Here is a 15125-nt window from a genome sequence, read left to right as displayed (position 1 = left end):
ACATCGTTAAGGCATACCCAGAGCTATCGGTCGCATCCTGCAAAACTTGATAGCGAGTGCCTGCACGAGTCTTTTCCGGTAGCATTCCCTCCAGATTGACCCGCCTGGAATCCCCAATGTCCGACCGCCTGACCCTGCTGCGTCCCGACGACTGGCATATTCATCTTCGCGATGGTGCTGCGTTGCCCCAAACCGTGGCCGATGTAGCGCGCACGTTTGGCCGTGCCATCATCATGCCTAACCTGGTACCCCCGGTGCGTAACGCGGCCGAAGCCGATGCCTATCGCCAGCGAATCCTCGCTGCGCGCCCGGCCGGCAGTCGCTTCGAACCGCTGATGGTGCTCTACCTTACCGACCGCACCCAGCCTGAAGAAATTCGTGAGGCCAAGGCCAGCGGTTTCGTGCACGCCGCCAAGCTGTACCCGGCGGGCGCGACCACCAACTCCGACTCCGGCGTCACCAGCATCGACAAGATCCTGCCGGCCATCGAAGCCATGGCTGAGGTCGGCATGCCGCTGTTGATCCACGGTGAAGTCACCCGTGGCGATGTCGACGTGTTCGATCGCGAGAAGATCTTCATCGACGAGCACATGCGCCGCGTGGTCGAGCTGTTCCCGACGCTCAAGGTGGTGTTCGAACACATCACCACCGCAGAGGCCGTGCAGTTCGTCACCGAGGCTTCGGCCAACGTCGGCGCGACCATCACCGCACATCACCTGTTGTACAACCGCAACCACATGCTGGTGGGCGGGATTCGGCCGCATTTCTACTGCTTGCCGATCCTCAAGCGCAACACCCATCAGGTGGCCTTGCTGGACGCCGCCACCAGCGGCAGCCCGAAGTTCTTCCTCGGCACCGACTCCGCGCCCCACGCGCAGCACGCCAAGGAAGCCGCCTGCGGTTGCGCGGGGTGCTACACCGCGTTTGCTGCCATCGAGCTGTACGCGGAAGCGTTCGAACAACGCAACGCCCTGGACAAGCTCGAAGGCTTCGCCAGCCTCAATGGCCCGCGCTTCTATGGCCTGCCGGCGAATACCGACCGCATTACCCTGGTTCGTGAAGACTGGACCGCCCCTGCCAGCCTGCCCTTTGGCGAGTTGACCGTTATCCCGCTGCGCGCCGGTGAAACACTGCGCTGGCGCCTGCTGGAGGAAAGCAAGTGAGTGAAGACCATTACGATGACGACCAGGAACACGCCGGTGGGGGCGGTTCGCGCCACCCGATGGCCGAACGTTTCCGTGGCTACCTGCCTGTCGTTATCGACGTAGAAACCGGCGGCTTCAATTGCGCCACCGATGCCTTGCTGGAAATTGCCGCGACCACCATCGGCATGGACGAGCAAGGCTTCGTGTACCCGGAACACACCCACTTCTTCCGCGTCGAGCCGTTTGTAGGGGCCAACATCGAAGCGGCAGCCCTGGAGTTCACCGGGATCAAGCTCGATCACCCCTTGCGCATGGCAGTGAGTGAAGAAGCGGCGCTGACCGACATCTTCCGTGGCGTACGCAAGGCGCTGAAGGCCAATGGCTGCAAACGCGCGATCCTGGTCGGACACAACAGCAGTTTCGACCTGGGCTTCCTGAACGCCGCCGTGGCGCGCCTGGACATGAAACGTAACCCGTTCCATCCATTCTCCAGCTTCGACACCGCTACGCTCGCCGGCCTGGCCTATGGTCAGACCGTACTGGCAAAAGCCTGCCAGGCAGCCGGTATCGATTTCGACGGTCGCGAGGCGCACTCGGCCCGCTATGACACCGAGAAGACCGCCGAGCTGTTCTGTGGCATCGTCAATCGCTGGAAACAGATGGGCGGTTGGGAAGACTTCAACGATTGAGGTTGAATCCCGCGCATAAAAAAACCGGCCTTTCCAGGCCGGTTTTTTTTACCTTGAATCTGGCTTACAGCTTGCCAGCGTTCTCGGTCAGGTAAGCCGCAACACCTTCGGTGGAAGCGGTCATGCCTTTGTCGCCTTTTTTCCAGTTGGCAGGGCAGACTTCACCGTGCTCTTCGTGGAATTGCAGAGCGTCGACCAGACGGATCAGCTCTTCCATGTTACGGCCCAGCGGCAGGTCGTTGATGATCTGCGAGCGCACGACGCCCTTGTCGTCGATCAGGAACGCGCCACGGAATGCCACGCCGCCTTCGGATTCAACGTCGTAGGCCTTGGCGATATCGTGCTTCATATCGGCGGCCATGGTGTATTGGACTTTGCCGATGCCGCCATCATTGATGGCGGTGTTGCGCCAGGCGTTGTGGGTGAAGTGGGAGTCGATGGAAACGGCGACCACCTCAACATTGCGCGCCTTGAAATCGTCCATGCGGTGATCCAGAGCGATCAGCTCGGATGGGCAGACGAAGGTGAAGTCCAGCGGGTAGAAGAACACCAGGCCGTATTTGCCTTTGATGGCTTCAGACAGTTTGAAGCTGTCTACGATTTCGCCATTGCCGAGAACGGCGGGTACGTCGAAATCCGGGGCTTGTTTGCCGACGAGTACGCTCATTGGATATCTCCTGATGAAGGGGTGACGATTGAAGTAACAGGACCAGCGTCGAGTCTGGCTTGTCTCTGCAACAAACCTGTGACGCGGTCACGCTTCGTAAAGACTGACCATCATACACCGAAAAAACCGTTCGTCAGCGCGCAGGCAATGTGCGTGCGATCGTTGATGAAACTACTTTGACAATCATTCTCGTTAACATTAAGATCCATCGCACTCAAGCCCTAAACCCGCGACGGTTCTCCCTTATGTATGTGTGCCTCTGTACTGGCGTCACCGACGGACAAATCCGCGAAGCAATCTATGAAGGTTGCTGCAGCTACAAGGAAGTGCGCGAAACCACCGGCGTTGCCAGCCAGTGCGGTAAATGCGCATGCCTCGCCAAGCAAGTGGTACGGGAAACCCTCACGCAGTTGCAGACAGCCCAGGCTGGCGTGCCCTACACAGCAGAATTTACACACGCTTAAATAGGCGTATTTTAAAGAACCGGACTCCGTGTCCGGTTTTTTTATGCCTGCAATTCAATTAGTTAGCGCCAAGACGCGGAACACAAACATTCTTATTCCGATTAATTTTCATTTATTATTCAATAACTTAGGTTTGACACCAGGTTTTTCGCCGCTCAAACTCTGCCCCTACACAGCGATTACAGGGCAGGACCCCAGTCATGAAAGGCGACATCACAGTCATCCAGCAACTCAACAAAATCCTTGCCAATGAACTGGTCGCGATCAATCAGTACTTTCTGCATGCGCGCATGTATGACGATTGGGGCCTGGAAAAGCTGGGCAAACGCGAATACAAGGAATCGATCAAGGCCATGAAGGACGCCGATGCGCTGATCAAACGCATCCTGTTCCTCGAAGGCCTGCCGAACGTCCAGGACCTGGGCAAGCTGAATATCGGCGAGCACACCCAGGAAATGATCAGCAGCGACCTGGGCTTTGAACGCAAGAGCCACAGCGACCTCAAGGCCGCCATCGCTCACTGCGAAGCCACTGGCGACTACGGCAGCCGGGAATTGCTGGAAGATATTCTTGAAGACCAGGAAGAGCACATCGACTGGCTGGAAACCCAACTGGGCCTGATCGACAAAGTCAGCCTGGAGAACTACCTGCAATCGCAGATGGGCGAATAACCCCGGTAGCTAGTTTTACTGTAGGAGCGAGCTTGCTCGCGAAAAACATCCAGGCAACGCGTTCATTCTGGATAAACGCGGAGGCCTTAAGTGCTTCGCGAGCAAGTTCGCTCCTACAGAGAAACCAAAAAAAGCCCCGCCCTCTTATGAGAGGCGGGGCTTTTTATTGCGTGGCCTTTTACCAAAGCATCAAGCTTCAGTCTTGGCTGCCGCTTTTTCCGCTGCATCTTTGATCAGCGCTTGCAACGAGCCATCAGCTGCCATCTCAGTGATGATGTCGCTACCGCCAACCAGTTCACCGGCCACCCACAACTGCGGGAAAGTCGGCCAGTTGGCGTATTTAGGCAGGTTGGCGCGGATTTCCGGGTTCTGCAGGATATCCACGTAAGCGAACTTCTCGCCACACGCCATGATGGCCTGGGACGCTTTCGCGGAGAAACCGCACTGGGGAGCGTTTGGCGCGCCTTTCATGTAAAGCAGAATGGTGTTATTGGCAATCTGCTCTTTGATCGTTTCGATGATATCCATGGAACACCTCTGCAGGAACTTTGCGACTCACGGGTCGGCACGGTGGCGCATTGTAACGCAAAAAACCTGCAGGATGCTCGGGCGCGCCGACAGCCAGCCTCACGCCGCTGCAACTTTCACGGGCACGCCATTGAGCGCCGCATTGCCGGAGAGCTCGTCCAACTGCCGCTCATCGGTCAAATCATTCGCACTTGCCCCCGGCTGGCCGCTGGCGATGCTCATCTGCACACCCGGGCGCCCGTGCCCCCAGCCATGCGGCAGGCTGACCACGCCGGGCATCATGTCCGTGCTGGCGACCACCTCGATTTCGACCATGCCGATGCGCGAACTGACGCGCACCCGCTGACCGTCGTTCAATTGCCGACTGGCCAGGTCATCAGGATGCATCAGCAGTTGATGGCGCGGCTTGCCCTTCACCAGCCGATGATAGTTATGCATCCAGGAATTATTACTGCGCACATGGCGACGGCCAATCAGCAGCAGTTCGTCAGCCACGGGCACCGGTTGCGCCGCAAAACGCGCGAGGTCCGCCAGGATCACTAGCGGCGCCGCCTGCACCTTGCAATCGGCGGTTTTCAGCCGCTCGGCCAGGTTTGGCTGGAGCGGCCCCAGGTCCACGCCATGGGGATGATCGGCCAGCATCGCCACCGACAGCTTGCGCGCCGATGCATCCCCGTAAGTCCCGGCGCGCAACCCGAAGTCGATCATCTGCGCGGGTGGCATCGTCGGCTTGAGCACCACGCCGGTGTGGGCCGCAAACGCCTTGGCCAGGCCGACGAAGATTTCCCAGTCGTGCAGCGCACCTTCAGGCTTGGGCAGGATCGCGCGATTGAAGCGCGTGACGTTGCGTACCGCGAACATATTGAAGGTGGTGTCGTAGTGATCATTCTCCAGTGCCGACGTGGACGGCAGGATCAGATCGGCATAACGCGTGGTCTCGTTGATGTAGAGGTCAATACTGACCATGAACTCCAACCCCTCCAGCGCCTGCTCCAACTGACGACCGTTAGGCGTCGACAATACCGGGTTGCCGGCCACCGTCACCAGGGCGCGAATCTGCCCTTCGCCTGCGGTGAGCATTTCTTCGGCCAGGGCAGACACCGGCAGCTCTCCCCCGTACTCGGGCCGCCCGGACACACGGCTCTGCCAGCGATTGAAATGCCCGCCGCCGGTCGAGGCCACCAAATCCACAGCCGGCGTGGTGCACAAGGCGCCGCCTACCCGATCCAGATTGCCGGTCACCAGGTTGATCAGTTGCACCAGCCAATGACACAGCGTGCCGAACGCCTGAGTCGAGACGCCCATGCGCCCGTAACACACCGCTTTATCCGCCGCCGCGAAGTCCCGCGCCAGTCGGCGGATCTGCTCGGCAGGCACCGCACATTGACGGCTCATGGCCTCGGCGGTAAACCCGGCGATCGCTTGGCGCACGGTCTCCAAACCCTCAACCGGTAAATGGCTGTCGCGGGTCAGGCCCTCGGCGAACAGGGTGTTGAGCAGCCCGAACAACAAGGCCGCGTCACCGCCAGGACGCACGAACAGGTGCTGATCGGCAATCGCCGCCGTCTCGCTGCGGCGCGGGTCGACCACCACCACTTTGCCGCCTCGGGCCTGAATGGCCTTGAGGCGCTTCTCTACGTCGGGCACGGTCATGATGCTGCCGTTGGAGGCAAGAGGATTGGCGCCCAGGATCAACATGAAGTCGGTGTGGTCGATGTCCGGAATCGGCAGCAACAGGCCATGGCCGTACATCAGGTGGCTGGAGAGGTGATGGGGCAGTTGGTCTACCGACGTCGCGGAGTACCGGTTACGCGTTTTCAACAGGCCGAGAAAGTAGTTGCTGTGGGTCATCAGCCCGTAGTTGTGCACGCTGGGGTTGCCCTGATACACCGCCACCGCATTCTGCCCGTGCCGGGCCTGGATGCCCGCAAGGCGTTCAGCTACCAGCGCAAACGCGTCTTCCCACGGGATTGGTTGCCATTCGTTACCCACCCGCAACATAGGCTGGTGCAGGCGGTCCGGGTCATTCTGGATATCCTGCAACGCCACCGCTTTCGGGCAGATGTGCCCCCGACTGAAGGTGTCCAACGGGTCGCCCTTGATCGAGGTGATCGCCAGGCTGCCGTCGTCGCCTTGGATGGTTTCCAGGGTAAGGCCGCAGATCGCTTCGCACAGGTGGCAGGCACGGTGATGGAGAGTCTTGGTCATGGCCAGTCTCTTTTATAAGGGCTTTGTTCAACTATGGGCCGCGACCGCTCGGTGCGCCAGCAACGTTCGCGCGGTGAATCGGCAGCCATAGGCCAAAGCAGGGCCAAGAGTGAGCAAATGTTTCGGAAACCTCCCCGCACGCGCCTGAAACGCTAAAACCAGGCCCGGAGCCGCCCCTGCGCATTGCAAAAGGTCTCGGCGCCAGTGTACAAATGGGCCGCTGCTGTCAGGAAACCGTCTTCAAACGCGCTTCGGCGCCCTGCTTGAACACCCTTAAAAACCGTAGCCCTATTGGTAAGACGCGACATTTAATGTCAATATCGCGCCTTCCCCTATTTCGTCGCCCCGTGCGGCTTTCGCCGCAGGTCTCGCCCGTTGTCACAATAAACAAGGCTTTGAGTATCTGCGGTCTGTTGCAAAAGGTAGTTAATGATGAGCGCAAGGCACTTTCTCTCCCTGATGGATTGCACGCCCGAAGAGCTGGTCAGCGTGATCCGTCGAGGCATTGAGCTTAAAGACCTGCGTAACCGCGGTGTACTGTTCGAGCCTCTGAAAAACCGCGTGCTCGGGATGATTTTCGAGAAGTCCTCGACCCGCACCCGCTTGTCCTTCGAAGCCGGCATGATCCAACTGGGTGGCCAGGCGATCTTCCTGTCGCCGCGCGATACCCAATTGGGCCGTGGCGAGCCGATCAGCGATTGCGCCATCGTGATGTCGCGCATGCTTGACGCGGTGATGATCCGCACCTTCGCCCACAGCACCTTGACCGAATTTGCCGCCAACTCGCGCGTGCCGGTGATCAACGGCCTATCCGATGACCTGCATCCGTGCCAGTTACTGGCCGACATGCAAACATTCCTCGAGCACCGCGGCTCGATTCAGGGCAAGACCGTGGCCTGGATCGGCGACGGCAATAATATGTGCAACAGCTATATAGAAGCCGCGATCCAGTTCGACTTCCACCTGCGTATCGCCTGCCCCGAGGGTTACGAACCCAGCGCCGAGTTCATGGCCAAGGCCGATGGACGCGTGCAGTTGCTGCGCGATCCGAAAGACGCGGTGGTCGGCGCCCATCTGGTCAGCACCGACGTCTGGACTTCCATGGGCCAGGAAGACGAAACCGCCAAGCGCCTGGCCCTGTTCGCGCCGTTCCAGGTGACCCGTGCCCTGCTCGACCTGGCCGCGCCGGACGCGCTGTTCATGCACTGCCTGCCTGCCCACCGTGGCGAAGAAATCAGCCTCGACCTGCTCGACGACCCACGCTCGGTCGCCTGGGACCAGGCCGAAAACCGTCTGCATGCGCAAAAGGCCCTGCTCGAATTTCTCGTCCCGCCGTCGTACCACCACGCATGAGCCAGCCATTACTGCTGAACCTGCGCAATCTGGCATGCGGCTATCAAGATCAACGGGTGGTGCAGAACCTCAATCTGCACCTCAACGCTGGCGACATCGGCTGCCTGCTGGGCTCCTCGGGCTGCGGCAAGACCACCACCCTGCGTGCAATTGCGGGGTTCGAGCCGGTGCACGAAGGCGAAATCAGCCTGGCGGGCGAAGTGATCTCCAGTGCCGGCTTCACGCTGGCACCCGAGAAACGTCGCATCGGCATGGTGTTTCAGGACTACGCGCTGTTTCCTCATCTGAGCGTGGCCGACAACATCGCCTTCGGCATCCGCAAGCACCCACATAAAGATCGCGTGGTGGCCGAATTGCTGGAACTGGTCAACCTCAAAGACCTGGGCAGACGCTTCCCCCACGAGCTTTCCGGTGGCCAGCAGCAACGTGTCGCCCTCGCCCGCGCCCTGGCGCCGGAGCCGCAGCTGCTGCTGCTGGACGAACCCTTTTCCAACCTGGATGGCGAATTACGGCGCAAGCTCAGCCATGAAGTGCGCGACATTCTCAAGGCGCGCGGCACCAGCGCGATCCTGGTCACCCATGATCAGGAAGAAGCCTTCGCCGTCAGCGATCACGTGGGCGTGTTCAAGGAGGGCCGTCTTGAGCAGTGGGACACGCCCTACAACCTCTACCACGAACCGCAGACGCCGTATGTGGCCAGCTTTATCGGCCAGGGCTATTTCATCCAGGGTCAATTGAGCTCGCCCGAGTCCGTCAGCACTGAGCTGGGCGAGCTGCGTGGCAACCGTGCCTATACCTGGCCCACCGGTGGCGCGGTGAAGGTGCTGCTGCGCCCGGATGACATCGTCTATGCGCCGGACAGTGCGCTCAAAGCGCGGATTGTTGGCAAGACCTTCCTCGGTGCGTCAACGCTGTACCGTCTGCAACTGCCGACGGGCGCGCAGCTGGAGTCGATTTTCCCCAGCCACGTCGATCAGCAGATGGGCACGGATGTGGGCATTCGAGTGGCTGCCGAGCATCTGGTGCTGTTCCAGGCGTAAGCATCCAGCTGTCGAAACCGGATCAAATGTGGGAGGGGGCTTGCTCCCGATAGCGGTGGGTCAGTCAGCTTATCTCTAGCTGGCCCACCGCCATCGGGGGCAAGCCCCCTCCCACACTTGATCACCACAGGACTGATCATCAGGCCCGGCCAATCGGCGCGAAGGTGGCCTGGGTATGTTCAGCCAACACCCTGGCTGGCAACTCTACTTCCAACCCCCTCCGACCGGCACTGACAAAAATCGTCGCAAACGGCTGCGCCGTCACATCGATGAACGTGCGCAAGCGCTTCTTTTGCCCCAAAGGGCTGATGCCGCCCAAAAGATACCCGGTGGAGCGCTGCGCCGCCGCCGGGTCGGCCATTTCGACTTTCTTGACGCCCGCCGCGTGAGCCAGGGCTTTCAGATCCAGACTTCCGACGACCGGCACCACCGCCACCAACAATTCGCCCTTCTCACTGCTGGCAAGCAAGGTCTTGAACACCTGCGCCGGGTCGAGAGCCAATTTCTCCGCGGCCTCCAGGCCATACGAAGCCGCCTTGGGATCGTGCTCATAACTATGGATGCGATGTTCGGCGCGAACTTTTTTCAACAAATCCAATGCGGGGGTCATGACCTCTCCGGGCTTAGCAAACTGAGACTCGATTCTAGGCCAACCCCGCACAAAACGCTCTAGTCCGCCCTATCCGCCAACCCTATTTAATGTGATGAGCGTGATCATTCATCAAACCTATAGTTCGAAAGTGACTGGCAGTTCACTTTCGACCTTTGACAGCGGTCATTCTTGTCTATATTTTTTCGTTTCCGAATACTGTAGGAATAGCCCTCGGTACTCGAGCAGTAAGCCGTGACACAGGATGGGGATCCTCGTCACGGTGAAAATCGCGCAACGGCCCGTTGAGGCCTGCGCCAGACAAGAACAACAACTGAGGTTTTCCATGACAACTGCTCTTCAACAGCCTTCACTTTCGAGCCAATGCATGGCCGAATTCCTCGGCACTGCGCTGCTGATCTTCTTCGGTACCGGGTGCGTCGCTGCGCTCAAGGTCGCGGGTGCGAGCTTTGGCTTGTGGGAAATCAGCATTATCTGGGGGGTCGGCGTGAGCATGGCGATCTACCTGAGTGCCGGTATTTCCGGGGCTCACCTCAATCCGGCGGTGAGTATCGCTCTGTGTATTTTTGCCGACTTTGAAAAACGCAAACTGCCGTTCTACATCCTCGCCCAAATCGCCGGTGCTTTCTGCTCCGCCGCGCTGGTGTACACGCTCTACAGCAATCTGTTTTTCGATTACGAACAAACCCACCACATGGTGCGTGGCTCCCAGGCCAGCCTGGAGTTGGCCTCGGTGTTCTCCACCTATCCTCATGCATTGCTCAGCACGGCCCAGGCATTCCTGGTGGAAATGGTCATCACCGCGATCCTGATGGGTGTGATCATGGCCCTGACCGACGACAACAATGGCCTGCCCCGTGGCCCGCTGGCACCGCTGCTGATCGGCCTGTTGATCGCTGTGATTGGTAGCGCGATGGGCCCGCTGACCGGCTTTGCGATGAACCCGGCGCGGGATTTCGGGCCCAAGCTGATGACCTTTTTCGCCGGCTGGGGTGAAATGGCCTTTACTGGCGGTCGCGATATTCCTTACTTCCTGGTACCGATTTTCGCGCCGATTGTGGGCGCATGCCTCGGCGCCGCAGCGTATCGCGGGCTGATTGCCCGTCACCTGCCGAGCGCCGCACCTGCTATAGCTGAAACAACTGACACGGCTGTCAACGGCAACACCCGCATTTCCTGAAAGCGCCAGCCAGGGTCCCTGCCCTTCGTGACCCCGGCTGATTTCTGACTTCCTTATTTCGTCCAAGGCAATTGACATGACCGACCTTCAGAATAAGAACTACATCATTGCCCTCGATCAGGGCACCACCAGTTCCCGCGCGATCATCTTCGATCGTGACGCCAACGTGGTGTGCACCGCCCAGCGCGAGTTCGTCCAGCATTACCCGCAGGCGGGCTGGGTCGAGCATGACCCGATGGAAATCTTCGCCACCCAGAGCGCCGTGATGGTTGAGGCGCTGGCCCAGGCTGGCCTGCACCACGACCAGGTCGCCGCCATCGGCATCACCAACCAGCGCGAAACCACCGTGGTATGGGACAAGGTCACCGGCCGCCCGATCTACAACGCCATCGTCTGGCAGTGCCGCCGCAGTACCGAGATCTGCCAGCAGCTCAAGCGCGACGGCCACGAGCAATACATCAGCGACACCACAGGCCTGGTCACCGACCCCTACTTCTCCGGTACCAAACTCAAGTGGATCCTCGACAACGTCGAAGGCAGCCGCGAGCGTGCGCGCAACGGCGAGTTGCTGTTCGGCACCATCGACAGCTGGCTGATCTGGAAATTTACCGGCGGCAAGACCCACGTCACCGACTACACCAATGCTTCGCGCACCATGCTCTTCAACATCCACACCCTGGAATGGGATGCGAAGATGCTGGAGATTCTGGACGTTCCACGGGAAATGCTGCCGGAAGTTAAATCTTCGTCCGAGATCTACGGCCGCACCAAAAGCGGCATCGCCATCGGCGGCATTGCCGGCGACCAGCAAGCCGCGCTGTTCGGCCAGATGTGCGTCGAGCCCGGCCAGGCCAAAAACACCTATGGCACCGGCTGCTTCCTGCTGATGAACACCGGCGACAAAGCGGTGAAATCCAAGCATGGCATGCTCACCACCATCGCTTGCGGCCCGCGTGGCGAAGTGGCCTACGCACTGGAAGGCGCAGTCTTCAACGGCGGATCCACCGTGCAGTGGTTGCGTGACGAGTTGAAAATCATCAACGACGCCCACGACACCGAATACTTTGCCGGCAAGGTCAAGGACAGCAACGGCGTTTACCTGGTCCCGGCCTTCACCGGCCTGGGCGCGCCGTACTGGGACCCGTATGCCCGTGGCGCATTGTTCGGCCTGACCCGTGGCGTACGCGTGGATCACATTATTCGTGCAGCCCTGGAGTCGATTGCCTACCAGACCCGTGACGTGCTCGACGCCATGCAACAGGACTCGGGCGAACGCCTCAAAGCCCTGCGTGTGGACGGCGGCGCAGTCGCCAACAACTTCCTGATGCAATTCCAGGCCGATATCCTCGGTACCCAGGTCGAACGTCCGCAAATGCGCGAAACCACCGCCCTCGGCGCTGCTTACCTGGCAGGCCTGGCCTGTGGCTTCTGGGGCAGCCTGGACGAGCTGCGCGGCAAAGCGGTGATCGAGCGCGAATTCGAACCACAGCTGGATGAAGCGGCTAAAGAGAAACTCTACGCGGGCTGGCAAAAAGCAGTCAGCCGCACCCGCGACTGGGAGCCGCACGAAGGCGCCGAATAAGCCAAGCGCCGGATCTACACCGGTTGTAACTGGCAGGGAGCGGATTCCTGCGTCATCATGGGCCACTTTTGTATGGCAGCCCAAAGGACGCCCCATGAATCTGCCTCCCCGCCAACAACAAATCCTCGAGCTGGTCCGCGAACGCGGCTACGTCAGTATCGAGGAAATGGCGCAGTTGTTCGTTGTCACCCCGCAAACCATCCGCCGCGATATCAACCAGCTGGCGGACGCCAATCTGCTGCGCCGCTACCACGGCGGCGCAGCCTATGACTCCAGTGTCGAGAACACCGCGTACGCCATGCGTGCCGACCAGATGCGCGATGAAAAACAGCGTATCGGCGAAGCCATCGCGGCGCAGATTCCCGATCATGCCTCATTGTTCATCAATATCGGCACCACTACCGAATCCATCGCCCGTGCGCTGCTCAATCACCATCACCTGAAAATCATCACCAACAACCTCAACGTCGCCACCATGCTCAGTGCCAAGGACGACTTCGATGTGTTGCTGACCGGCGGCAATGTGCGCCGTGACGGCGGCGTGGTAGGCCAGGCCAGTGTTGATTTCATCAATCAGTTCAAGGTCGACTTTGCCTTGGTGGGTATCAGTGGCATCGATGAGGATGGCAGCCTGCTGGATTTTGACTATCAGGAAGTACGGGTTTCCCAGGCGATCATCGCCAACGCGCGACAAGTGATTCTGGCCGCGGACTCCAGCAAGTTCGGGCGCAACGCCATGATCCGCCTGGGGCCGATCAGTCTGGTGGACTGCCTGGTGACTGATCAGCAGCCGGTGCCGGCGTTGGTGCAGTTGTTGAATCAGCACAAGGTTCGCTTGGAAGTCGTCTGACTTCTCGTTCCCACGCTCCGCGTGGGAATGCACCGCAGGACGCTCCGCGTCCGCTGTGACGCAGGGCGTCATGGGCTCAATTCCCACGCGGAGCGTGGGAACTATCAGTTCACAAATTTTCCTTTCCCTACCCTTCGATGAGTTTTTTCAATCGAAGTTGGCTGGCTGCGCGCGCATTTATCAGCTACCATTTTCGCAAATGAACATTAATGTTCGAATTCCAATACGAAAAGATCGCGAGGCCAGCCGATGAACCCTTCTACCTTGCCTGCACCACCGCTTGCCGAAGTCTATGACGTTGCCGTAATCGGCGGCGGGATCAATGGCGTCGGCATTGCAGCAGACGCAGCCGGGCGCGGTTTGTCGGTATTCCTTTGCGAAAAGGACGACCTGGCCAGCCACACATCTTCTGCCAGCAGCAAGCTGATCCACGGTGGCTTGCGCTACCTGGAACATTACGAGTTCCGCCTGGTACGCGAAGCCCTGGCCGAGCGTGAAGTGCTGCTGGCGAAGGCCCCGCACATCGTCAAGCAGATGCGCTTTGTGTTGCCGCACCGTCCGCACCTGCGCCCGGCCTGGATGATCCGTGCCGGCCTGTTCCTGTATGACCACCTGGGCAAGCGCGAGAAACTGGCCGGTTCGAAAAGCCTCAAGTTCGGTGCCGACAGCCCGCTGAAAAGCGAAATCACCAAAGGCTTCGAATATTCCGACTGCTGGGTCGACGACGCCCGCCTCGTGGTGCTCAACGCCATGGCCGCGCGCGAGAAAGGCGCGCATATCCACACCCAGACCCGTTGCGTCAGTGCCCACCGCAGCAACGGCTTGTGGGAAATGAACATGCAACGCGCCGATGGCAGCCTGTTCTCGATCCGCGCCCGGGCGCTGGTGAACGCCGCCGGCCCGTGGGTCGCCAAGTTCATCAAGGACGACCTGAAGCTGGATTCGCCTTACGGCATTCGCCTGATCCAGGGCAGCCACCTGATCGTGCCGAAACTCTACGAAGGTGCGCATGCGCACATTCTGCAGAACGAAGACCAGCGCATCGTCTTCACGATTCCGTACCTCAATCACCTGACCATCATCGGCACCACCGACCGCGAATACACCGGCGATCCGGCGAAAGTTACGATCACCGAAGGTGAAACCGACTACATGCTCAAGGTGGTCAACGCGCACTTCAAGAAACAGCTGAGTCGTGACGATATCGTCCACACCTATTCGGGCGTGCGTCCGCTGTGTAACGACGAATCGGACAACCCGTCGGCCATTACCCGCGACTACACCCTGTCGCTGTCCGGCGGCAGCGGCGAGGCGCCGATCCTGTCGGTGTTCGGCGGCAAGCTGACGACTTACCGCAAGCTCGCCGAATCGGCCATGGCGCAACTGGCGCCGTACTTCACCCAGATGCGCCCAAGCTGGACCGCCAAGGCCAGTCTGCCGGGCGGCGAAGACATGACCACGCCAGAAGCCCTGGCCGAGGCCATTCGCAGCAAGTTCGACTGGGTGCCGAGCGAGATCGCCCGTCGCTGGTCGACCACCTACGGCAGCCGCACCTGGCGCCTGCTGGAAGGTGTGCAAACCCTGGCTGATCTGGGTGAGCACCTGGGCGGTGGTCTTTACACCCGCGAAGTCGATTACCTGTGCGCCGAAGAATGGGTAACCCAGCCTCAGGACGTGCTGTGGCGCCGCACCAAGCTGGGCCTGTTCACCACTGCAGCAGAGCAGGACAACCTGCAACGCTACCTGTCCAAGGTTGAACAGAACCGCAGCAAGACCGAAGCGGCCTGACCGCTCCCCCCCCCCACAATGTAGGAGCGAGCTTGCTCGCGAAAAACCTGAGAGCGCCGCGTTTATCCGGAATAAACGCGGCGCTTTTGCGTTTTTCGCGAGCAAGCTCGCTCCTACAGTAGCCGGGCTGGGCATTCGGTTTTCCGAACACAACACCTCCCCTCATTCGGTTTGCCGTACCCGAGCCCTGAACCGTTGCCGTCATGAAAAGTTAATACTCATATAAATCATGAAGTTAAGCTTTTGTTTCAGGTATGGCACGACTCATGCTCTACACTTCCTGACGATTGCCTGAGACGCCTCAGCAGCCGTCAAGGCATTCGCTGTACAAGAGAGCCGTTTAGCTGGCT

14 protein-coding genes are annotated in these 15125 nt (G+C 59.8%); 10 read left to right on the top strand and 4 right to left on the bottom strand.

Features of this window, described 5'->3' with window-relative positions:
• Positions 1-116: 116 nt before the first annotated feature.
• Positions 117-1163, top strand: coding sequence for a dihydroorotase (pyrC, locus tag C4J92_RS05905; protein ID WP_124403245.1), 1047 nt, complete (start codon positions 117-119; stop codon positions 1161-1163).
• Positions 1160-1834, top strand: a complete 675-nt coding sequence (gene rnt, locus C4J92_RS05900; RefSeq protein ID WP_124361515.1) for a ribonuclease T — start codon at positions 1160-1162, stop codon at positions 1832-1834. Before pyrC ends, rnt begins: the two co-directional genes overlap by 4 nt.
• A 64-nt stretch (positions 1835-1898) precedes the next feature.
• Here the strand turns inward: rnt and C4J92_RS05895 are convergent, their stop codons facing one another.
• The gene (locus C4J92_RS05895; RefSeq protein ID WP_124361514.1) at positions 1899-2501 is read right to left on the bottom strand and encodes a peroxiredoxin; all 603 of its coding nucleotides are present in this window, start codon (positions 2499-2501) and stop codon (positions 1899-1901) included.
• Between the two features lie 245 nt (positions 2502-2746).
• Here C4J92_RS05895 and C4J92_RS05890 point away from each other — a divergent pair, with 245 nt between their 5' ends.
• Together C4J92_RS05890 and bfr are read left to right on the top strand one after the other, a co-directional pair.
• The gene (locus tag C4J92_RS05890) at positions 2747-2965 is read left to right on the top strand and encodes a bacterioferritin-associated ferredoxin (protein WP_124405770.1); all 219 of its coding nucleotides are present in this window, start codon (positions 2747-2749) and stop codon (positions 2963-2965) included.
• A gap of 200 nt (positions 2966-3165) precedes the next feature.
• Entirely contained in the window at positions 3166-3636 is a 471-nt protein-coding gene (bfr, locus tag C4J92_RS05885) for a bacterioferritin (protein ID WP_124361513.1), read from the top strand.
• 189 nt (positions 3637-3825) lie between these two features.
• On the opposite strand, the gene grxD is transcribed toward bfr, so the two are convergent.
• The gene (gene grxD, locus C4J92_RS05880) at positions 3826-4164 is read right to left on the bottom strand and encodes a Grx4 family monothiol glutaredoxin (protein WP_110624405.1); all 339 of its coding nucleotides are present in this window, start codon (positions 4162-4164) and stop codon (positions 3826-3828) included.
• Between the two features lie 99 nt (positions 4165-4263).
• On the bottom strand, positions 4264-6372 hold the full coding sequence (locus tag C4J92_RS05875) for a molybdopterin oxidoreductase family protein (RefSeq protein WP_124403244.1): 2109 nt from the start codon (positions 6370-6372) through the stop codon (positions 4264-4266).
• Positions 6373-6804: 432 nt separating this feature from the next.
• On the opposite strand from C4J92_RS05875, the gene argF reads away from it, so the two are divergent.
• Entirely contained in the window at positions 6805-7725 is a 921-nt protein-coding gene (gene argF, locus C4J92_RS05865) for an ornithine carbamoyltransferase (protein WP_124403243.1), read from the top strand.
• A complete protein-coding gene (locus C4J92_RS05860; protein ID WP_124403242.1) occupies positions 7722-8765 on the top strand; it encodes an ABC transporter ATP-binding protein in 1044 nt (347 codons plus the stop codon). The genes argF and C4J92_RS05860 overlap by 4 nt, the downstream gene beginning before the upstream one ends.
• A 139-nt stretch (positions 8766-8904) precedes the next feature.
• On the opposite strand, the gene ybaK is transcribed toward C4J92_RS05860, so the two are convergent.
• Positions 8905-9375, bottom strand: coding sequence for a Cys-tRNA(Pro) deacylase (ybaK, locus tag C4J92_RS05855; RefSeq protein WP_124403241.1), 471 nt, complete (start codon positions 9373-9375; stop codon positions 8905-8907).
• Between the two features lie 325 nt (positions 9376-9700).
• Between ybaK and C4J92_RS05850 the strand changes: the two genes are divergently transcribed.
• The 4 genes from C4J92_RS05850 (at position 9701) to glpD (ending at position 14775) form a co-directional block, all read left to right on the top strand.
• Positions 9701-10555, top strand: a complete 855-nt coding sequence (locus tag C4J92_RS05850; protein ID WP_124361508.1) for an MIP/aquaporin family protein — start codon at positions 9701-9703, stop codon at positions 10553-10555.
• A 76-nt stretch (positions 10556-10631) separates the two neighbouring features.
• Positions 10632-12137 carry a glycerol kinase GlpK gene (gene glpK / locus C4J92_RS05845; RefSeq protein WP_124361507.1) on the top strand — a complete coding sequence of 502 codons (1506 nt, stop codon included), beginning with the start codon at positions 10632-10634 and terminating at the stop codon, positions 12135-12137.
• A 94-nt stretch (positions 12138-12231) separates the two neighbouring features.
• A complete protein-coding gene (locus tag C4J92_RS05840; protein ID WP_124361506.1) occupies positions 12232-12987 on the top strand; it encodes a DeoR/GlpR family transcriptional regulator in 756 nt (251 codons plus the stop codon).
• Positions 12988-13236: 249 nt separating this feature from the next.
• Positions 13237-14775, top strand: a complete 1539-nt coding sequence (gene glpD, locus C4J92_RS05835) for a glycerol-3-phosphate dehydrogenase (RefSeq protein WP_124403240.1) — start codon at positions 13237-13239, stop codon at positions 14773-14775.
• The last annotated feature ends 350 nt before the right edge of the window (positions 14776-15125 follow it).

Origin of the sequence: Pseudomonas sp. R3-18-08 (genome assembly GCF_003852065.1) — a bacterium.
GTDB lineage: Bacteria > Pseudomonadota > Gammaproteobacteria > Pseudomonadales > Pseudomonadaceae > Aquipseudomonas.
This window is presented reverse-complemented; position numbering and strand designations above follow the sequence as displayed.

Bases quoted from the DNA above. Each gene is read 5' to 3' on its own strand.
- C4J92_RS05850 (WP_124361508.1), top strand. From the start codon at position 9,701: ATGACAACTGCTCTTCAACAGCCTTCACTTTCGAGCCAATGCATGGCC.
- glpK (WP_124361507.1), top strand. From the start codon at position 10,632: ATGACCGACCTTCAGAATAAGAACTACATCATTGCCCTCGATCAGGGC.
- argF (WP_124403243.1), top strand. From the start codon at position 6,805: ATGAGCGCAAGGCACTTTCTCTCCCTGATGGATTGCACGCCCGAAGAG.
- pyrC (WP_124403245.1), top strand. From the start codon at position 117: ATGTCCGACCGCCTGACCCTGCTGCGTCCCGACGACTGGCATATTCAT.
- bfr (WP_124361513.1), top strand. From the start codon at position 3,166: ATGAAAGGCGACATCACAGTCATCCAGCAACTCAACAAAATCCTTGCC.
- C4J92_RS05840 (WP_124361506.1), top strand. From the start codon at position 12,232: ATGAATCTGCCTCCCCGCCAACAACAAATCCTCGAGCTGGTCCGCGAA.
- grxD (WP_110624405.1), bottom strand. From the start codon at position 4,164: ATGGATATCATCGAAACGATCAAAGAGCAGATTGCCAATAACACCATT.
- C4J92_RS05860 (WP_124403242.1), top strand. From the start codon at position 7,722: ATGAGCCAGCCATTACTGCTGAACCTGCGCAATCTGGCATGCGGCTAT.
- C4J92_RS05875 (WP_124403244.1), bottom strand. From the start codon at position 6,372: ATGACCAAGACTCTCCATCACCGTGCCTGCCACCTGTGCGAAGCGATC.
- C4J92_RS05895 (WP_124361514.1), bottom strand. From the start codon at position 2,501: ATGAGCGTACTCGTCGGCAAACAAGCCCCGGATTTCGACGTACCCGCC.
- C4J92_RS05890 (WP_124405770.1), top strand. From the start codon at position 2,747: ATGTATGTGTGCCTCTGTACTGGCGTCACCGACGGACAAATCCGCGAA.
- glpD (WP_124403240.1), top strand. From the start codon at position 13,237: ATGAACCCTTCTACCTTGCCTGCACCACCGCTTGCCGAAGTCTATGAC.
- ybaK (WP_124403241.1), bottom strand. From the start codon at position 9,375: ATGACCCCCGCATTGGATTTGTTGAAAAAAGTTCGCGCCGAACATCGC.